General features: G+C 40.7%; 16 protein-coding genes and 2 tRNA genes. 1 reads left to right on the forward strand and 17 read right to left on the reverse strand.

Annotated features, from left to right (window positions below):
* Positions 1-6: 6 nt before the first annotated feature.
* The 6 genes from CXF88_RS04580 to pnp form a co-directional block, all read right to left on the reverse strand.
* Entirely contained in the window at positions 7-852 is an 846-nt protein-coding gene (locus CXF88_RS04580; protein ID WP_101085724.1) for an outer membrane protein OmpK, read from the reverse strand.
* Between the two features lie 362 nt (positions 853-1,214).
* Positions 1,215-2,477, reverse strand: a complete 1,263-nt coding sequence (locus tag CXF88_RS04585; RefSeq protein ID WP_101085726.1) for a NupC/NupG family nucleoside CNT transporter — start codon at positions 2,475-2,477, stop codon at positions 1,215-1,217.
* Positions 2,478-2,654: 177 nt separating this feature from the next.
* Positions 2,655-3,416 carry a TatD family hydrolase gene (locus tag CXF88_RS04590; protein ID WP_101085728.1) on the reverse strand — a complete coding sequence of 254 codons (762 nt, stop codon included), beginning with the start codon at positions 3,414-3,416 and terminating at the stop codon, positions 2,655-2,657.
* Between the two features lie 268 nt (positions 3,417-3,684).
* Entirely contained in the window at positions 3,685-5,265 is a 1,581-nt protein-coding gene (gene prfC / locus CXF88_RS04600; RefSeq protein WP_101085732.1) for a peptide chain release factor 3, read from the reverse strand.
* Between the two features lie 76 nt (positions 5,266-5,341).
* A complete protein-coding gene (gene nlpI, locus CXF88_RS04605; RefSeq protein WP_101085734.1) occupies positions 5,342-6,253 on the reverse strand; it encodes a lipoprotein NlpI in 912 nt (303 codons plus the stop codon).
* A 147-nt stretch (positions 6,254-6,400) separates the two neighbouring features.
* Positions 6,401-8,497, reverse strand: a complete 2,097-nt coding sequence (pnp, locus tag CXF88_RS04610) for a polyribonucleotide nucleotidyltransferase (protein ID WP_101085736.1) — start codon at positions 8,495-8,497, stop codon at positions 6,401-6,403.
* 398 nt (positions 8,498-8,895) lie between these two features.
* Here pnp and CXF88_RS04615 point away from each other — a divergent pair, with 398 nt between their 5' ends.
* A complete protein-coding gene (locus CXF88_RS04615; RefSeq protein WP_101085738.1) occupies positions 8,896-10,932 on the forward strand; it encodes an EAL domain-containing protein in 2,037 nt (678 codons plus the stop codon).
* A gap of 1,103 nt (positions 10,933-12,035) precedes the next feature.
* On the opposite strand, the gene rpsO is transcribed toward CXF88_RS04615, so the two are convergent.
* The 11 genes from rpsO to glmM form a co-directional block, all read right to left on the reverse strand.
* Positions 12,036-12,305 (reverse strand): 30S ribosomal protein S15, encoded by a 270-nt coding sequence (rpsO, locus tag CXF88_RS04620; RefSeq protein ID WP_011636467.1) that lies wholly within the window; start codon positions 12,303-12,305, stop codon positions 12,036-12,038.
* Positions 12,306-12,447: 142 nt separating this feature from the next.
* On the reverse strand, positions 12,448-13,401 hold the full coding sequence (gene truB / locus CXF88_RS04625; protein WP_101085740.1) for a tRNA pseudouridine(55) synthase TruB: 954 nt from the start codon (positions 13,399-13,401) through the stop codon (positions 12,448-12,450).
* Positions 13,401-13,832: a 30S ribosome-binding factor RbfA gene (gene rbfA / locus CXF88_RS04630; protein WP_101085742.1), complete on the reverse strand. Its 432-nt coding sequence runs from the start codon at positions 13,830-13,832 to the stop codon at positions 13,401-13,403. Before rbfA ends, truB begins: the two co-directional genes overlap by 1 nt.
* Positions 13,833-13,898: 66 nt before the next feature.
* Positions 13,899-16,544: a translation initiation factor IF-2 gene (gene infB, locus CXF88_RS04635; RefSeq protein ID WP_101085743.1), complete on the reverse strand. Its 2,646-nt coding sequence runs from the start codon at positions 16,542-16,544 to the stop codon at positions 13,899-13,901.
* Positions 16,545-16,569: 25 nt separating this feature from the next.
* Entirely contained in the window at positions 16,570-18,069 is a 1,500-nt protein-coding gene (gene nusA / locus CXF88_RS04640; protein ID WP_101085745.1) for a transcription termination factor NusA, read from the reverse strand.
* Between the two features lie 31 nt (positions 18,070-18,100).
* Positions 18,101-18,556 carry a ribosome maturation factor RimP gene (gene rimP, locus CXF88_RS04645; RefSeq protein WP_041413431.1) on the reverse strand — a complete coding sequence of 152 codons (456 nt, stop codon included), beginning with the start codon at positions 18,554-18,556 and terminating at the stop codon, positions 18,101-18,103.
* A gap of 169 nt (positions 18,557-18,725) precedes the next feature.
* A tRNA-Met gene (locus CXF88_RS04650) sits at positions 18,726-18,801 on the reverse strand.
* A gap of 81 nt (positions 18,802-18,882) precedes the next feature.
* Positions 18,883-18,969, reverse strand: a tRNA-Leu gene (locus tag CXF88_RS04655).
* A gap of 13 nt (positions 18,970-18,982) precedes the next feature.
* Complete coding sequence (gene secG / locus CXF88_RS04660) at positions 18,983-19,318, reverse strand: preprotein translocase subunit SecG (RefSeq protein WP_059746473.1); 336 nt, start codon at positions 19,316-19,318, stop codon at positions 18,983-18,985.
* A 4-nt stretch (positions 19,319-19,322) separates the two neighbouring features.
* Entirely contained in the window at positions 19,323-20,105 is a 783-nt protein-coding gene (gene tpiA / locus CXF88_RS04665; RefSeq protein ID WP_011636460.1) for a triose-phosphate isomerase, read from the reverse strand.
* Between the two features lie 139 nt (positions 20,106-20,244).
* A complete protein-coding gene (glmM, locus tag CXF88_RS04670) occupies positions 20,245-21,582 on the reverse strand; it encodes a phosphoglucosamine mutase (RefSeq protein ID WP_101085747.1) in 1,338 nt (445 codons plus the stop codon).
* Between the last annotated feature and the right edge of the window lie 35 nt (positions 21,583-21,617).

The following is a 21,617-nucleotide window of genomic DNA, read 5'->3' on the forward strand; positions in this document are numbered from 1 at the left end:
CCAATCTTAGAACTTGTAAGTTGCAGATAGGTAATGTGACCAACCAGTAGATTCTAAGCCGACAATACCAGCACCATCATCAAGTAGATATACATCTTTAAAGCCTTTTAAGCCATAACCAAGCGCATATTGGTCTGAATGCCAGTATAAACCAAAGAAGATATTTCCACCGTTAGAGGTCATTGGTACGAATTCGTTACCTTTGTCATCGCCATCAAATTGATAATCGATATAACCTTGGAAAGACATGAAGCTCTTGTTGTCGAAGAAATAGAAAGGCTTAAACCAGTTTGCAGAGAATTGATAACCATTCCAATCTTTTTTATTGAAATCGTAAGTTGCATAAAGGTTCATGCCAGTTTTACCTAACCAAGGAACCATTACATCTGCACCAAGTCCCCAAAAAGACATGTTTACACTATTACCAGATTTATCATTGTTTTGACCATTCCAGTTGAAAAGTGTAGAAAAATATACTTCTTGGATTGGACCAAAAGAAAGATCTTTACCTGTAATAGCGTCTAGTGAAAAACGTGGATTGAATTTCATGAACAATTTACTTGTTCCAGCACCTTTATCACTATTGCTAGACTCTTGGTTAGCTAAGTTGAAAACATCAACATAACCATATAAATCAACAACACCAGAACGTCCACCAAACTCCATTTCTAGATAATTGTGACGATCACCAGTTGATTTGTCATCAGGCTTCTCGCCAACAGAATACATCGCATTAAACTGCAACCATTTATAATCAGTAGCGTGAAGATCTGTACGATCTGCCGCGAAAGTATTACCAGAAATAGCAGCAACTGTTGCACCCGCTAAAGCTAACATTTTTACATTTTTCATCATCAACCCCATGTATATTATTTAACTATCTTCTTGGATAGCACTTCTTTTTAATCATTCGTATTTTACCGTTACTGATATAAATCTCAATATTTAATCGATAAAAAACGAATACAAAATTCTTTTTTGTGAACAATGTCGCGACTTTTTGTCCACACATCATTAACAATTTGACATTTCAATCTTGACTAGAGAATTTAATGCATCCTCTTTTGCAATCACTAAAACAGCATAACTTCGTATTGGGAAACGGTGGATTAACACAAAAATCAATAACAACTTTATTACAAAACTGGGTCTCTAATAATTATTAAAGTAAAGACCCAGCTGTAGGAGGTATTCCCCCTGGAATTACTCTTAACTTAGATAGCTAAGAATAAACCGGCTAATGTCGCGCTCATTAAGTTAGCTAATGAACCAGCGATAACAGCACGGATACCTAGTTTTGCAAGGTCATGGCGACGTGAAGGAGCCATAGCACCTAAACCACCAAGTAAGATTGCAATAGAAGATAAGTTAGCGAATCCACACAATGCGAAAGAGATAATCGCTTTAGTACGGTCTGACATCATTGCGCCAGTTTCAGCTACTACTTTAAAGCCTTCAGCAGATGCATCTAGTAGATACGGAGCGAAGTTTAAGTAAGCAACAAATTCGTTAACAACAATCTTTTGACCGATGAAAGAACCAGCAACAAGCGCTTCGTTCCAAGGTACACCGATTAAGAAAGCTAGAGGCATAAAGATATAACCAAGGATAAGTTCTAGCGTAATACCCTCTAAACCGAACCAACCTGTTACGCCACCGATGATACCGTTGACCATTGCAATTAATCCAACGAATGCGATCAACATAGCACCAACGTTCAATGCAAGGTGCATACCTGATGCAGCACCTGAAGCAGCAGCATCTAACACGTTTGCTGGCTTATCAGGATCATCTGGTAAATCGTCCATTTCATTGATAGCCGCTTCTGTTTCTGGGTGCATCAGTTTAGCCATTAATAGGCCACCTGGTGCCGCCATGAATGACGCTGCAACTAAGTATGCAATTGGAACACCCATTTGCGCGTAACCCGCTAATACAGAACCAGCGATTGATGCTAAACCACCCACCATGATGGCGAATAACTCTGATTGAGTCATAGTAGCAATAAACGGACGCACAACTAGCGGTGCTTCAGTTTGACCAACGAAAATGTTCGCTGTTGCTGACATTGATTCAGTGCGGCTTGTGCCTAATGCTTTTTGTAGACCGCCACCAATAATGCGGATGATCCACTGCATAATGCCTAAATAGTAAAGCACTGCAATTAAAGAAGAGAAGAATATAATGACAGGTAATACGTTGATGGCGAAAATAAAACCAACTTTAAAGTTAGCTAAATCACCAAATAAGAAGCTAGTACCTGCTTGTGCATAACTAATCACACTTGATACTGCGTCAGAAACACCTTTCAGAATATCTTTACCGATTGGAACATATAATACGAAACCAGCGAAGAATGCTTGAATTGCTAAAGCACCACCAACGGTACGTACACTAATTGCTTTTCTATTATTTGATAGTGCAAAACCTATCAATAGTAAGGTGACCACCCCTACTAAACTCATTACTATATCCATTAATCATCACCCTTTTGTTAACAGTTTTTTTGAATGTTGTTAACTCACCTAATTTCCGCTGATGATTATAACTGAGCGTGAAACGAAAAGCGTCGTTTTGATCAAGTTTTTAAAGTTTAATTTCAAACCCTTACGACATTAAAAACAATTTATGTCTCTATGTTCATTAAAAAACAATTAAAGCTCAAACAGTTGCAATGCATTTTTATTCAACTGTTCTAATATACAAACAGTCGGCTTTTTCTTTAAAAATGCGATTTCGGACACAATTCGAGGAAGAATAAGAGGGGTATTACGTGATTTAGGATGATCAAAAGGAGGCATACTTGGTGAATCAGTTTCCAATAAAAAGTGTTCTAAAGGTAAATTAACCACTGTTTCTCGGAGCTTTTTCGCACTTGGATTGAGTATTAAAGCACCAACACCTAATTTAAAACCGAGTGAAATATAACGTTTCGCAATTTCACTATTGCCATAGAACCCATGCACTACGCCGCCTTTAGGCAGTCTAATATGTGCCAACATTGACAATAATTCTTGGTGAGCTTTAACAGCATGTAAAATGACGGGTAATTGGTAAATTTGAGCAAGCGATAACTGTTTCTCAAGTAACAACAATTGTTTATCTGACCAATGGTGCAATTTATCCAGCCCACACTCCCCAACAGCAACCAAACGCCTATTCTTGCTATATTGTTGTATCGTTGCTTCAAGCTTAATAATGGCAGCATCAATGTCCTCAGGCACGTACCACGGATGAATACCAAGGGAGAAATAGCAATTAAACTGCTGTGCTATTAGAATTTGCTTTTGCCATTTATCAACCGACACACCAGGTAAAATAGCAGAGCTAATACCATGGCGATGCATGGCATCAAATAATTGTGTTCTATCATCATCGAACTCTGACATGTCGAGATGAGCATGAGTATCAATCATAAGGTTGCTCTTTTTTATTGCCATTCTGATTTATGACGGGCTCAGATGTCGATGCTTCATTTTTAGGTTCGCTCAATCGTGGTACACAGCTGCGTTTATTTTCTAGGGTTAACCCCATCTCATCACACCATAAAATGTACCTTTTCCAGGGTTTTACAATAAATAGCCTAAAAATAGCCTTAATCATCTTAATTCCCTGTTAAAAATAATAATAAAAAAGGCGGCACAGCCACCTTTTTTAACATATCTGTAAAAAACTTCTTAACATTTAATGTTCGCGTGTTTTGGCAAACTCAACATCAGGGTAGCGTTCCATCGATAAGTTTAGATTCACCATAGTAGGAGCAATATAGGTCAAGTTGTTACCGCCATCTAGGGCTAAATTTTGACTACATTTACGTCGAAACTCTTCTAATTTACGTTCATCTTTGCAATACACCCAACGTGCGGTACTCACACTGATACCTTCGTAAATAGCTTCTACGTTATATTCACTTTTTAAGCGTCCAACAACTACTTCAAACTGTAGCACACCAACCGCACCTACGATTAAATCGTTAGAATCAATTGGTCTGAAGACCTGAACGGCTCCCTCTTCAGATAATTGCACTAACCCTTTAAGCAGCTGCTTTTGTTTTAGTGGATCTTTTAAACGAATACGACGGAACATTTCAGGTGCAAAGTTTGGCACCCCAGTAAAGCGAAGTTTTTCGCCTTGAGTAAATGTATCACCAATTCGCATGGTGCCATGATTATGTAATCCAATAATATCGCCTGGGTACGCCACTTCGGCACGACTTCGATCACCAGCCATAAAGGTCAAAGCATCACTAACATTGACATCTTTACCGATGCGAACATGGTGCATTTTCATACCTTGTTCATATATACCCGAACAAACACGCATAAAAGCAACACGGTCTCGATGTTTTGGATCCATATTGGCTTGTATCTTAAAAATAAAACCAGAAAACTTTTCTTCATCAGGCGTGACATTTCGTACATCACTTTCACGGGGAAGCGGCTTTGGAGCCCATTCCACGATACCATCCAAAATATGATCCACACCAAAGTTACCTAAGGCTGTACCAAAATATACTGGCGTAAGCTCGCCTTTTAGAAAAGCTTCTTGATTGAATTCATTTGAAGCGCCAGCGACCAGTTCCATTTCATCACGTATTTCAGAGGCATACGATCCAAGAACTTTATCTAATTCAGGATTATGTAATCCTTTGATAATACGCTCATCTTGAATTGTATGACCCATACCGCTCTGGTATAAAATGATTTCATCACGCAGAATATGATACACACCTTTAAATTCCTTACCTGAACCAATTGGCCAAGTAATCGGTGCACAAGCTATTTTTAAGATGTCTTCTACTTCATCCATCAATTCAATGGGATCACGAATATCGCGGTCACATTTGTTCATGAATGTCACAATAGGTGTGTCACGCAAGCGCGTCACTTCCATAAGCTTAATAGTACGATCTTCGACACCTTTAGCGGAGTCGATAACCATTAAACATGAATCTACTGCGGTTAGTGTACGGTAGGTGTCTTCCGAAAAGTCTTCGTGACCAGGCGTATCAAGTAAATTGATGAGCGCGCCACCGTAAGGGAATTGCATCACAGAGGTGGTAATCGAAATACCACGATCTTTTTCCATTTCCATCCAATCAGATTTAGCATGTTGACCAGACTTTTTGCCTTTTACCGTGCCAGCCTTTTGTAAGGCATTTCCGAATAAAAGCACTTTTTCGGTGATGGTGGTTTTACCCGCATCGGGGTGCGAAATGATGGCGAAGGTACGACGCTTGTCGACCTCAACTTTATTGCCTGACATGTTAACCTTGCACTAGCCGCTAAAAAAGGCGCAAATTATAGCGCCTATCGATAGAATTGGCTAGGCAAAGTGTTTTTTAGCTCTTAGATGACAATTCGTTAGATTGTTGAATCATATTTTTCATTCTGGCTAATTCAATTCTCGCATAACGATGCTCAACAAAATCATAAATATTGGTGGCTAACGTTAAACGATAGAAATTAGCCGCTTGCTGATATTGACCATTTTCAGCAGCATGTTTCGCTAAGTAAAAATAGGCTTCACATAAACGTTCTGCATATTCTTTAGGCTGAGACAAACCTTCTTTTGCGGCAGCAAATACTTGTTCTTGATTTATCTTACCTAAGTAAAAATCGACTAATACACTGGACCAGTCTTTATCCTTTAACTGCTGACGCTGTATCGCAAGGTCTGCCAAAGCAGGCTTACTATCGATTGAGGAAGACATCAAATACAACCATAAAGCTCGATAACCGTCGCTTGGGTCACGATCATAGAATGCTTTCATATCATCAACGGCTAATTCGTAACGTTCGCCATAATATAATGCAATACCACGATTTAAAAAGGCATAGTCATAGTTTGGTGACAGTTCGAGTACACCATCAAATGCTTCATAAGCACTATCAAACTCGCCTTCTTGAGTGTAATAAATACCAAGAAAGTTATATGCATCGGCTAGATCAGGTTGTAATTTTAATGCTTGATGAAAATCGATTCTGCCAAGTAGACGTAATCCGACACTGTCATAAATGACCCCTCGATCGTAATGAAAACGTGCACGTTGTTCGTCAGTTAACTCCATGGTAGCTAAAATTTCATTTAGCTTTGCGAGTGTCACTTCTAATTTATAATCAGGCATAACCGGCGCGACAATCATCTGCCCTGCAATATTATCATTTGAACCTAACGTTGCAGCACAACCTGACAACAACATACTTGCACCGACAACAACGGCAACGATTGTGGTGCGTAGTTTACATTCCATCCGCTTTACCTTATCAGGTTCTATTAATATTCAATATCATAGCAATCTGGCAATCTAAGAGCCATGCACATTACAGATTATTTTTTTATAGATAAAAAAAAGGAGATCAAATGATCTCCTTTTGTGTCGTTAAGCCTTTAAATTACATTACTCAGCAGTTTCTTTCGCTTGAGCTTCTTTAATTGATAGTCTTACACGACCTTGACGATCCACTTCCATTACTTTAACAGCAACTTCTTGGTTCATCTCTAAATGGTCTGACACGTTAGCAACACGCTCATCGCTAATTTGCGAGATGTGAACTAAACCGTCTTTACCAGGAAGAATGTTAACGAACGCACCAAAATCAACGATACGAATAACTTTACCGTTGTAGATACGGCCCACTTCAACTTCTGCAGTGATTTCTTCAATACGACGGATTGCTTCTTTAGTCGCTTCACCGTTTGAAGAGGCAATCTTCACAGTACCATTATCATCAAGCTCAATCGTAGTACCCGTTTCTTCGGTAAGCGCACGAATTACCGCACCGCCTTTACCAATAACGTCACGGATCTTCTCAGGGTTAATCTTGATGGTAGTGATTCGTGGAGCATGGGCAGAAATATCGTCACGATGTGAACCAATAGCTTGATCCATAACGTTTAGAATATGAACACGAGCACCATAAGCCTGTTGCAGTGCGATATCCATGATTTCTTTAGTGATACCTTCGATTTTGATATCCATCTGCAATGCAGTAATACCATCACGAGTACCGGCTACTTTAAAGTCCATATCGCCTAAGTGATCTTCATCGCCTAAGATGTCAGAAAGCACAACGAAATCGTCGCCTTCTTTAACTAGACCCATTGCAATACCCGCAACAGAAGTCTTGATTGGTACACCTGCATCCATCAATGCTAATGAAGTACCACATACTGAAGCCATTGAGCTTGAACCGTTAGATTCAGTAATTTCAGATACAACACGAATGCTGTACGGGAATTCTTCAGCTGAAGGCATCACGGCATTCATACCACGCCATGCTAACTTACCATGACCGATTTCGCGGCGCTTAGGTGAGCCAACCATACCTGTTTCACCAACAGAATACGGAGGGAAGTTATAATGAAGCATAAAGCGATTAGTACGTTCGCCCATGATGCTATCAATCTTCTGCGCATCACGTTCAGTACCTAAAGTACAGGTTACTAATGCTTGAGTTTCACCACGTGTAAATAATGAACTACCGTGAGTACGTGGAAGTACACCCGCTAAAACACTTAACGCGCGGATCATATCTGGTTCACGACCATCGATACGAGGCTTACCACTGATAATACGGCCGCGAACAACGCTTTTCTCTAAACTACCGAGTAAGTTGTCTACTTCACGAGTATCAACATCTGGATTCTCTGCAACTAGTGCAGCTTTAGCAGTAGATTTAACAATACCGACTTGTACATAGCGGTCTTGTTTAACTTCAATTTGGTAAGCTTCTGTCATGCCAGCTTCTGCAAGATCTTTGATTTTAGCAACTAACACTTGATCTTGAACTGGTGCAGTCCAATCCCATGTTGGTTTGCCAGCTTCAGCCTTGAACTCGGCAATAGCATCAACAACAACTTGTTGTTGATCATGTCCGTAAGTTACCGCACCTAACATGATTTCTTCTGCAAGCGCTTTAGCTTCAGATTCAACCATAAGTACAGCAGCTTTAGTACCCGCAACCACTAGGTTTAGTGAACTTGTTGCAAGCTGATCAACTGTTGGGTTAAGTACATATTCATCGTTGATATACCCAACACGCGCAGCACCTAGTGGGCCACTGAAAGGAATACCAGAAATAGCTAACGCTGCTGAGGTACCAATCATCGAAACAATATCTGGCTCGATTTGTGGATCAACAGAAACCACAGTGATGATAACTTGAACTTCGTTTTTAAAACCGTTAGGGAATAAAGGACGAATAGGACGGTCAATAAGACGCGCAATCAGAGTTTCATCTTCTGATGGACGGCCTTCACGCTTGAAGAAACCACCAGGAATTTTACCTGCAGCATAGGTTTTTTCTTGATAGTTAACAGTTAGCGGGAAGAAGTCACGGCTTAAATCCGCTACTTTTTTACCAACTACAGTAACTAATACTGTGGTATCGCCCATGCTTGCTAAAACTGCAGCATCAGCTTGACGTGCAATAACACCTGTTTCTAAGGTGACTGTATGTTGACCATACTCAAAACTCTTTACAATTGGATTCACGTGACCCATTCCTTAATTTAATGACCTTTAATTACGCGCACAAGTATACTTCAATTAGACTGAATAGTTAAATAGACGCGAGTTACAGAATGTGAAAATCTTTAAAATAATCATTTTCCTACATGAGATCATCGTATTAACAAATGATTTAGACGTTATTAAGCAAAAAACTTTACGATTAAGTGACCTGAGGTTTGCTATTTGATTTGATTATTGATGACAAGACAGATGAATTTGACTAAAGTTGTAGCCAATAGTGTCAATTTTTGTAAGGGTTAACTAATTAATTAGCCACGTTAAGATTGATTTAATAGAACCTATAAATCATGAGTAACTTTAGCATTTAAAAATGCTAAAACCAACGTAGAATTAGTCACTTATATGACATGGAATAATACATGACTGCTCGTTTTAAGTCTCTTACATGGAAACAAACTAACTTAGTGGTATTTACTGCTTTGTTTTTTGCAATTGCCATCTTTATCGTAGAAATTGCGTTAGTTGTTATAACGACTAAACAACAGCTTACAGCAGCACAGCAAGAACTACTCAATTCCGTCGAGCAAACCACTACGAATGCGGTATGGTCGTTAGATGACAAACTTGCGAGTCAAACACTCGAAGGCATCATCAAAGTTGATAACGTTGGTTCAGCGGTCATTGAGCTTGATGATGGTTCGCTATTTGTATCTGTGGCCAATGAATCTGATGAGTTTTCCAATAACTACATATCGTTAAGTAATCGTCTTTTTGGTAATTTGAAAGAAATTTCCCGTTCGCTGTATCGTCCGTTCTACTTTGAAGGCAACAAACAACAGCAACTCATTGGCACATTGACCATTTTTTACGACACCCAAAAACTGACGACTAAACTCTTTAGTCAGCTACAACTTGGGCTAATAGCAACATTGGCTCGCGCACTATTGCTCACTTTAGTATTAACAGTGGTGTTTCATCGTTTTTTAACACAACCCATCGCACGCATTAGTGAAGCTATTGATAAAATTGATCCAGACTATCCTGATGAAAACTTGTTGCCGATGTCTCAAGCCCATAAAGATGATGAATTAGGCCTAGTGACCAGTAAATTTAATCAAATCTTATTACAGTTCAGCCAAACTCAAAATAAACTGCGAAAAATGGCGACGCGTGACCCATTAACAGGGCTACCGAATCGAACCTTATTGTTAGAAACACTCAATGTGACAATTCAACGTTCACGTGTTCATAAGCGAAATTTTGCACTACTTTTTATAGACTTAGATCGTTTTAAAAACGTCAATGACTCTTTAGGTCATGCATTAGGAGATCAATTCCTCGCCCGAATCGCACGTATTTTAGAAAGAGTGGTAGGTGATCGAGGTAGCGTAGCGCGCTTAGGCGGCGATGAATTTGTGATTTTAGCCGATGAAATTCAAACCCCGTCACAAGCAGCTGATTTTGTTGATAAGTTGCTGATCCAATTAAACACTCCAATTCAGCTAAACGAACATGCTATTCACCCAGCAGCGTCTATCGGTATATCGATATATCCCGAAGATGGTAACACCGCAGAGGATTTAATTCGTCATGCAGATATTGCCATGTACAGCGCTAAAGCCGCTGGTTCTAATCAATGGTCGTTCTTTAAACAACAAATGACCGAACGTGCTGCAGTAAGATTACGTACAGAAGCCTCGTTACACGATGCTTTGAAAAACAACGAGTTTTTATTATATTTTCAACCTAAATTTGACTTAAAGACCAATAAAGTCGTCGGATGTGAAGCTCTTATTCGCTGGCAAAAAGACGGCCGATTAATAAGTCCTATGTCATTTATCCCTGTAGCCGAAGAAACCGGTATTATCATCCCTATTGGACGTTGGGTTATCGAGCAAAGCTGTAAAGTCATCAGGGAATGGCAACGTAAATATAATTATGCTATCCCTATTGCTGTGAATGTGGCCTCGCAACAATTTGCAGATGCCAGTTTAGTACCTGATATTAAGCAACTGGCGATCCGTTATCAAATACGTCCGGAATTACTTGAAATAGAAATTACAGAAACGTCACTGATGAATGATGTTGAACAAGCAATTACCAAATTAGAACAACTCAAATCAGCGGGTTTTGGTATTGCGGTCGATGATTTTGGCACAGGATATTCTTCATTATCATATCTACGTCATTTGCCGATTACCACAATGAAAATTGACCGTGCATTTGTTAGCGATCTTCCAGAAGATAGCGCAATTGCGTCAACTATTTTAATGCTCGGGCGCCAGCTTGATTTGACCATTGTTGCTGAAGGTATTGAAAACATTCAACAACTTGAATGGTTAAAAGAAAATCAATGTGAAATCGGTCAAGGTTTTTACTTCAGCCAGCCATTACCCATAGAAGAATTTGAAGAAAAATATATTGCCTGCAATACCGCGAAAATAATGCATGTTTAACGGCAACAAATGCAAGCCTAAATCAGACATGCCAAAGTATTCATTAGCGGCCAATTATGAATAAAGCTTGATCGTAAGAGTTGGGTTGGTCTGTGGCGAGTTCGTCACAATAAAGCGGTATTATCTAAAGGTGGCTGTCTTAACCTTCCGCAGGTTATATTACCTCATCTAAAGAGCTTAATTGTTTCGGCAAAATTGTAAGCATTCTCTATTCTCTATTCTCTAAACAATCCTAGCAGCACTCTATTGAAATGGTCATCAAACTTAGTACATTGCCGTAATGGTTTGAGACAAATGTAGGGTTCAAATTGTTGTTTTATTTACTCACTCACTAGAAGTTGCCGATGGCAGGATATTAAGTTGTCAAAGCCCATGCATTGACTATTAAGTCCCTGAGCAAGTGATTAGCACTTTCTTGGCTACTGCATAATTGTTGGTGTGATTGTACTAGATAACGACTCCTGCGAGCCCTAACGCCTTTAATCCTGCAATCTCTAGTCTACATTCAATGTTAAATCATATAAGAGTGCTCACACCTATGTTTATGGAACAAATTAAGTATTCAATTTACTGTGTTGGGTATGATGTTAAAAGATGTTGCAGATGAATAATAACCTGAAGATTATGCTGAAACGTAAATGCTTAGACAAATAAATAGCTTATATCTTTAATCAAATGGCCATATAGTTTCTGAATCAAGATCTTCTGAAATAATGAAATAAAATATTCAGAAATCATGATGACTATGAAAGATCGAACCGTAAATTAGTCATAGTCAATTAAACGATAAATATCGATGAAATTAGCTAGCAGGGTGGGATTAAGCGAGTATAAACAATGCAAGAACAAAAACAGCGGTTCTCGTCCAGCAAAACATCGTACAACAACTTACATTGGGATATTTAGCCATTAGAATAGCCTGAAGATATAAAAGACTACCAAGATGATACTCCCATATATTGGGGAGATAACGCCAAGACAACTGGTAGGTACGAAATTGGCAATATTTTGAGGCGAGTTCATTATTTTAGGCAATAAAAAAAGGAGGCTTATGGCCTCCCTCTTTACGGTTAAACTACTTACAAAAGTAAGCAGATGTCGAATTAACGACGTAAACCTAACTTCTGGATCATAGCAGTATAACGAGCTACGTCAGTACGCTTTAAGTAAGCTGAAAGCTTACGGCGTGCACTAACCATACGTAATAAACCACGACGAGAGTGGTGATCATGGATGTGCTCTTTAAAGTGACCTTGAAGGTGATTAATTTGAGCAGTTAACAAAGCTACTTGAACTTCAGTTGAACCAGTATCGTTTTCGCAGCGACCAAAATCAGCCAAAATTTTTGCTTTTGTTTCAGCACTTAGTGACATGTGTATCTCCAAAAAAAGTAAATGTATCTCTAGCCGATCACTAACTCAGCCAGAGTGAGCGCGATATTCTAACCAGATTGTTAGTTAACCGCAATAAAATTCGATTATTTATCTGAAAAAGCCAACGACGAAACCGACTCGACTACTCAGCAGTATCATTATCGTGGATTACAATCAAACGTTTTGGCGCTAATAAACCATCATCATTCATGATACCCATACCAACAAATCGACGTTCATCGCCAATAGTGATACGAACTAACTCATCAGGCTTAAGTCCCGCAGCTTGAATTGCTTGTCCTTGCATGACGTAATATAACATCGCCTCAGGCAAGTTAATTTCAGCGAATTTAGCCACTGCAGTGTCCATTGGTAACAATAACGGATCCATTAGGGTCTGAGGAGCAACATCTTGTCTATGAGCTTGTTCAAGTAGTGCTTCTAATTGCGCTAAGGTAACCATTTTTTCATAAGGATATTCGGCAACTTGAGTACGACGCAACATAATAACATGTGCTCCACATCCAAGCATTTCACCTAAATCATCAATAATGGTACGTATGTAAGTCCCTTTAGAACAATGAATGTCTAGGGTTAGTTCATCACCTTCAAGCTTAATAAAATTTAGCTCAAATACGGTAATTGGCCGTGACTCACGTGGAACTTCAATCCCCTCACGGGCATATTTATACAAAGGTTGACCTTGGTATTTTAATGCCGAATACATTGATGGTATTTGTTGAGTGGTTCCTCGAAAAAACGCGAGCTTTTCATCTAGTAATGCTTGAGTCACATTCACAGGGCGCGTTTGCACGACTTCCCCATCAGAGTCACTCGTATCAGTACGTTGACCCAATTTAGCGGTCACCAGGTAGCGCTTATCCGAATCTAATAGATGCTGAGAGAACTTAGTCGCTTCTCCGAGGCAAATAGGCAACATACCTGTTGCTAACGGGTCTAAAGCACCTGTATGGCCAGCTTTATTGGCATTAAAAAAACGCTTCACTCTTTGCAGGGCAAAATTAGAGCTCATGCCAGTATCTTTATCGAGTAATACGATTCCGTCGATGAAGCGACCTTTAGGGCGACGAGCCATTAATCTTGCTCCTTTTCACCATCAACAGACTCGCTGTTATCAGGTGCGTCAGGCGTAAATTGCTGCTGTTTGGCTTTATCTTTATTTATGACTTGTGTGACTAGGTTAGACATACGCATGCCTTCTACTAGCGAACTATCATAAATAAAACGTAATTCAGGCATAACACGTAATTTCATACGTCCAGCAACTAAAGTACGTACATAAGGCGCGGCTACAGTCAGCGCATCAATTTTTTGTTGAACAAGTTCAGTGTCTTCTTCAAAAAAAGTCACATAAACTTTTGCATAACTTAAATCACGAGAGACGTCGACGTCATTTACTGTGACAAAACCAATGCGAGGATCTTTCATATCGCGTTGCAACACCATTGCCAGTTCTTGCTGGAGTTGTTGTGCAATACGGCGGGTACGACTAAATTCTTTTGCCATGATGATATGCCATATCGTTAGGTCTACAATCAAAAAGGGCGGCTAAAGCCGCCCTTCCATTGGTACTTATAAGCTGCGAGCAATTTCGACTATTTCGAAGACTTCAATTTGATCGCCCACTCGGACGTCATTGTAATTCTTCACACCGATACCACATTCCATGCCATTACGGACTTCTTGTGCATCGTCTTTAAAGCGGCGTAATGACTCAAGTTCACCTTCGAAGATAACCACGTTATCACGTAGTACACGAATTGGTGCGCTACGTTTAACAATACCTTCGGTAACCATACAACCAGCGATAGCGCCGATTTTAGGTGACTTAAACACATCACGAACTTCTGCAAGGCCGATAATTTCTTGTCTAAATTCAGGCGCTAACATACCTGTCATTGCAGCACGAACTTCATCAATTAGATTGTAGATGATGCTGTAATAACGTAAATCAACACTTTCTGAATCAATGGTCTTACGAGCCTGTGCATCAGCACGGACGTTGAAACCAACAAGAATCGCATTTGAAGCTGCTGCTAATGTTGCGTCGGTTTCGGTTAATGCACCTACACCACGAGCAATAATATTCACTTTAACTTCATCTGTAGACAGTTTAGCTAAAGATTCACAAATCGCTTCAAGAGAACCTTGAACATCAGCTTTAAGTACGATATTCAGCTCTTGTACTTCGCCTTCTTCCATGTTCGCAAACATGTTTTCTAGCTTAGACTTCTGCTGACGCGCTAACTTAATGTCACGGAATTTACCTTGGCGATACAATGCAACTTCACGAGCTTTACGTTCATCACGTACAACTGTCGCTTCATCACCAGCTAAAGGCACACCAGAAAGACCTAAAATCTCTACTGGAATAGATGGACCAGCTTCGGTAATAGCGTGACCGTTTTCGTCTTTCATCGCACGGATTTTACCGTACTCTAAACCACATAAAACGATATCACCTTGGCGTAACGTACCTTCTTGAACCAAGACAGTAGCTACTGGGCCACGACCTTTATCAAGTTTTGATTCGATAACAACACCCGCTGCCATACCATCACGTATTGCTTTAAGTTCTAATACTTCAGATTGAAGTAAGATACCTTCTAACAATTCGTCAACGCCCATACCCGTTTTGGCTGAAACGTGAACGAACATGTTATCTCCGCCCCAATCATCTGACATGATGCCATGTTGAGACAGTTCGCTCTTAACGCGCTCTGGATCAGCATCTGGCTTATCCATTTTGTTAACAGCTACGATTAACGGTACGTTACCCGCTTTAGCATGTTGAATCGCTTCAATCGTTTGTGGCATTACGCCATCATCGGCAGCAACAACCAAAATAACAATATCAGTCGCCTTAGCACCACGAGCACGCATTGACGTAAACGCCGCGTGACCAGGAGTATCAAGGAAAGTGATCATGCCGTTTTCAGTTTCAACGTGGTATGCACCAATATGCTGAGTAATACCACCGGCTTCGCCAGCAGCAACTTTCGCACGACGGATATAATCAAGTAATGACGTTTTACCATGGTCAACGTGACCCATGATAGTCACAACTGGAGCACGAGACTCTAGTTGGATATTGTCATCGCGATCTTTCAGTACTTGATGCTCAAGTTCGTTTTCACGAATAAGCACCACTTTATGACCTAATTCTTCAGCAACCATTTGGGCTGTTTCTTGGTCAAGTACTTGGTTAATCGTTACCATAGTGCCCATTTTCATCATTTGCTTGATGATAACAGTGGCTTTAATTGCCATTAAATGCGCTAATTCTGATACGGTTACGGTTTCACCGATACGCACATCACGACTAACAGCTGCAGCAGGTTTATTAAAACCGTGTGCCATAGATTCAGGTGCTGTACTGCGGTTACGCATGTGTTTTTCACGACCGTCACGAGCATCTTTTCCGCCACGTTTTTTGTTGGCGTTTTTGTTGCGCGCACGACGACCACGTTTTTCATCATCAGCATCTGAACTGTCTTCTGCTGCACGAGCAACTTTAGAGGTTGTGATGTGGTGATCGCCATTCTTTTCAGCATCTAAACGTTGGCGTTCTTCTTCAGCCCAACGCTTTGAGTTTACTTCAGCAAGGAGGCGTGCAGTTTCAGCTGCTTTAGCGGCTTCATCTTTTTGCTTTTGAGTAAGCACTGCTTCTTGAGTCGCTTTTAAACGATCTGCTTCAACTTTTGCTGCTGCAGTTTCTGGGTCAGCAACTTTAGTTACTTTAGGTTCAGACTTTACTTTTTCTGATTTCAATTTGGCTTCTGCTTCCGCTTTTTTCTTCGCTTCTGCATTAGCTTTCGCTTCTGCAGTTGCTTTTGCTTCAGCTTCCACTTTTGCTTGGGCTTCAGCTTCTGCTTTGGCTTTTGCTTGAGTTTCTAATTCAGCTTGTTTTGCTAATTCTGCATCATCGCGCTTAACAAAAGTACGTTTTTTACGTACTTCTACCTTCACGTCTTTCGACTGACCGCCAGTGCTTGCAACACTTAACGTAGACACCGTTTTACGTTGCAATGTCATTTTAGTCGGAACTGAATCTGCACCATGCTGTTTTTTTAGATAATCAAGAAGTTGTTGCTTCTCTTTTTCTGAAACAGTATCGAGTTGTTTTTTGTTCATACCAGCTTGTGAGAATTGCTCGATTAATCGATCAACCGATTTTCCCACTTCCGCTGCTAATTTTTCTACGCTTGTATCTGCCATCAATTAGATCCCCCTGTTGATCGACTTATGCTTCTTCGCCAAACCAACAGATATTGCGGGCAGCCATGATGAGCTCGCCTGCTTTTTCTTCTGTTAATTCTTCAATATCAATTAAATCGTCAATACCTTGCTCGGCCAAGTCTTCTAAAGTCACTACGCCTTTGCTCGCAAGAACATAAGCTAAATGTCTTTCTAATCCTTCCAATGCTAGTAAATCATCACTTGGCTCTGCACCATCTAACGCTTCTTCCGACGCTAATGCTCTTGTAGAGATTGCCGCCTTTGCACGTTCACGTAATGCTTCAACGATTCCTTCGTCGAAACCTTCTACTGCTAATAGTTCAGATTCTGGGACATAAGCAATCTCTTCTAGCGAAGTGAATCCCTCATCAGCCAATACGGCTGCAAAATCTTTATCTACATCCAGATAAGCTACAAACAAATCAATCACTTTTGCACTTTCGGCTTGGTGTTTTTTGTTCATGTCTTCAACTGTCATTACGTTTAGTTCCCAACCAGTAAGTTGAGTGGCTAAACGTACGTTTTGGCCATTACGACCAATAGCCTGTGCCAAACTGTCAGCTTCTACAGCAATATCCATCGAGTGGTTGTCTTCATCCACAATGATAGATGCAACATCAGCTGGCGCCATGGCATTGATCACATATTGTGCAGGATTATCATCCCACAACACGATATCGACTCGCTCGCCACCTAATTCGTTTGATACGGCTTGTACACGTGCGCCACGCATACCAACACAAGCACCAATAGGGTCAATGCGACGATCATTTGATTTCACAGCGATTTTAGCACGAGCGCCTGGATCACGAGCGGCACCCATTACTTCGATTAATTCGTCGTAAATTTCTGGTACTTCAACCCGAAACAGTTCAATTAACATTTCAGATTTACTGCGGGTTAAAAATAACTGCGCACCACGTGCCTCTGGACGTACTGAGTACAATAATGCACGCACACGGTCACCAGGACGGAAAGATTCACGGCTGATTAAATCTTCTTTAAATAACACGCCATCAGCATTGTTACCTAAATCAACAACTACGCTTTCACGGGTGCTTTTCTTAACAACACCAGTAACAATCTCACCTTCACGCTCAATAAATTGTTCAACAATTTGTGCACGTTCAGCTTCACGTACTTTTTGTACGATAACTTGTTTCGCGGTTTGTGTGGTGATACGGTCAAATGCAACTGAGTCGATCTGATCTTCAATAAACTCACCCACTTGAATCTCTGGTTCTTCATAACGAGCGGCTTCAAACGTAATTTCGCTGTATGGATTTTCCAGAGCTTCGCCTTTATCGTCAACTACCATCCAACGACGGAAAGTGTCGTAATGGCCTGTTTTACGATCAATAGCAACGCGAACTTCGATATCGCCTTCATATTTTTTCTTTGTTGCGGTAGCCAGTGCAATTTCTAGCGCTTCGAAAATTTTCTCGCGCGGAAGGCCTTTCTCATTGGAAACCGCTTCTGCGACTAGCAGGATCTCTTTATTCATTTGGTCTTGCCTCGTTCTTCACCTGAAACTATCAAAACTTAGCTATAACGTTGCCTTTACGGATATTATCCAAAGCAACAATCAAGTCTTTACCATCAACGGTGATAGTGAGCATTTGCCCATCAACACTACTGATGACGCCTTTTAAATTACGACTACCGGCAACAGGCATAGTCAATTGTACTTTTGTTTCTTCACCGATATAAGCTCTATATTGCTCGGCGGTAAATAACGGTCTATCTACGCCAGGTGAAGATACTTCTAATGTGTATTCTGTAGAAATAGGGTCTTCAACATCCATAACTGCGCTAACTTGACGACTGGCTTCTGCACAATCTTCAATATTGATGCCATTCTCGTGATCAATAAACACACGAAGAATTGAGTGACGACCAGCTTGAATATACTCAATGCCCCATAGTTTAAAGCCTAGAGCTTCAACAGGTACTGTTAACATTTCAACTAGCTTGGATTCTATTGTTGCCAAAAATGACCCCCAAAAAAACAAAAAAAGGGCTAATAGCCCCATTGCAACCCGCATCTAACACGGATATTTAAAAGTTCATATAACAAAAAACCCCGTAATCACGAGGTTATTTTATTATAAAACCTGTAAATTGTGATTTATTCTCTTACGAAATTAAATCACAAGGAGCTGGTTGCGGGGGCCGGATTTGAACCGACGACCTTCGGGTTATGAGCCCGACGAGCTACCAACTGCTCCACCCCGCGTCAACTGATGCAAGTATATTGATTTACACTATATCTTGCAATAACTAATCAAACTCAATCCATGATTTGTTAGTTTAAATCTGGTGCCGAGAGCGGGACTTGAACCCGCACGTCCGTTAAGACACAGCCACCTCAAGGCTGCGCGTCTACCAATTCCACCACCTCGGCGACACCTGGTATACTAGTCAGGAATTTTCGTTTCTGACTGTTCGGTCTGAACAGGCGCATCATCAATGATTTGCTCTGCTGCTGGACCTAAATCTTTCCACTGATCATTTTGCTCAGTGTGATTAGCACTTAAATTACCAATCACTAAACTTAATGCAAAAAAGCCAATGGCTAATACTGCAGTACTGCGAGTCAGGAAATTACCTGAACCACTTGAGCCAAATAAAGTGCCTGAGGCACCGGCTCCGAAAGATGCGCCCATATCGGCACCCTTTCCTTGTTGAATTAAAATTAAGCCAATAAGACCTAAAGCTACCACCAAGTATACAACTATCAGAACTTCGTACATATAATTACGCGCTCATTGCTATGGTACATAAACTTAAAAACTCACTTGAGTTCAAACTTGCACCGCCAATCAGACCACCATCAACATCAGGCTGGGCAAATATATCTGCCGCATTGCTTGGGGTGACGCTACCACCGTATAGAATTCTGATATTCTCACCAATAAAGGGAGATACTTCAGAGAGGCGACTGCGAATAAACGCATGTACTTCTTGTGCCTGTTCTGGTGTTGCGCTTTTACCTGTCCCTACAGCCCATAAAGGTTCGTAGGCGATAATTGCGTTATCAAAAGCCATGGTACCGTTTTTTTCAATTACTATATCAAGCTCTTCCGCAATCACCTCAAAGGTACGTCTTGCTTCACGAGCTGGCCCTGATTCACCTACGCATAAAATCGGTGTCAGACCATATTTTTGTGCTGCGGCAAACTTCTCTGCCACGATATTACTCGTCTCTCCGTACATACGGCGACGTTCGGAATGGCCGATAATAACATATCGACATCCAGAATCTTTTAGCATCTGCCCGGATATTTCGCCGGTATATGCACCAAAATCATGTTGACTAAGATTTTGTGCACCCATTCTAACAAGCGCACCATCTAAGGTTTGCTTATTGGCTTCAAGCAGCTGCCTAACACTTTCAAGATAAATTGAAGGCGGGCATAAAACCACTTCAGCGGAATCATTTTGGAGCTTTGTAGCAAACTTCTTAAATAGTTCTTCTGCTAGTGCTGAATTACCATTCATTTTCCAGTTGCCAGCGACCATAGGACGTCTGAGTGCCATTCACTGTCTCCTCTGAAAGCGGCGTGAATAATAGCGAACCACTTATCAAGTTACAAGAGCTAAAAGGGGAATATTTCACATAAAGTGTCGAAGCGTCTACTTTTTAAGCGAGCAACAACATATCTGAATATTCAAATGATTAACATGCTGCCTTTACCGCGTCAGCAATACGATTTGCATGTGCAAGCACTTGCGGATGATCATCACCTTCAACCATCACTCTGATTAACGGTTCGGTACCCGACTTTCGTAATAAAACCCGTCCGCGAGCACCTAATTGCAACTCAACCTCAGCTTGCGCAGATTTCACCGCATCGGTATCTAACGGATTAGAGTCCCCTTCAAAGCGGACATTAACCAATACTTGAGGCAACATCTTCATCGGCTCTGTTAATTGTTCAAGCGACGCATTTTGACGGCGCATCGCTGCTAACACTAAAATACCTGCAACAATACCATCACCGGTAGTACCATGATCTAGGTTGAGAATATGACCAGAGTTTTCACCACCTATACGCCATTCATTCTCCCTCAGCATTTCCATGACATATCTGTCACCGACTTTAGAGCGAACAAAAGGAATATCAAGTGCTTGCAACGCTAAATCTAAACCTAAATTAGACATTAAGGTGCCGACCACTCCACCTTTTAAAATACCACGTTTTTGAGCATCTACCGCTAAAATATACAGGATCTGATCACCATCGACTACTTCACCATGACGATTAACCATCATAATACGATCACCGTCACCATCTAATGCAATCCCTAAATCAGCTTTTTCAGCCAATACAGTCTCACAAATCTTAGCCATTGATGTTGCGCCAACTTTATCATTGATATTGAGTCCATCGGGTTTATCGCCAATAGCAATCACGTCAGCACCCAATTCACGGAATACATTAGGGGCAATATGATACGTTGCACCATGAGCACAATCGACGACAATTTTTAAGCCCTCAAGAGTTTGGTCGGCAGGAAAGTTCCCTTTGCAATATTCGATGTAACGCCCTGCAGCATCTTCAATTCGACGAGCTTTACCTAATAAGTGCGACTCAACACACACTAACGGCTTTTCAAGTTCAGCCTCAATTTCTAATTCAATTGCATCATCAAGCTTACTGCCATCGGTAGAGAAGAACTTGATACCGTTGTCATAGTAAGGATTATGCGAAGCACTAATTACCACACCAGCTTCTGCACGAAAAGTACGAGTTAAATAAGCCACTGCTGGGGTCGGCATTGGGCCAAGTAATAACACGTTTAATCCAGCAGCTGATAATCCAGCTTCTAACGCCGATTCAAATAGGTAACCTGAAATACGGGTATCCTTACCAATAATCACTTTTTGAGTGCCATTTCGAGACAATACTCGTCCAGCAGCCCAACCGAGCTTCAATGCCAGTTCAGGGGTCATTTTACCCGCCCCGACTCTGCCGCGAATACCATCGGTTCCAAAAAATTTTCTTTGTTTCACAGATCCCTACTTAAGTGATTTCACTGTACTTATAA

This window comes from Shewanella sp. ALD9 (genome assembly GCF_002836315.1).
Taxonomy (GTDB): domain Bacteria; phylum Pseudomonadota; class Gammaproteobacteria; order Enterobacterales; family Shewanellaceae; genus Shewanella.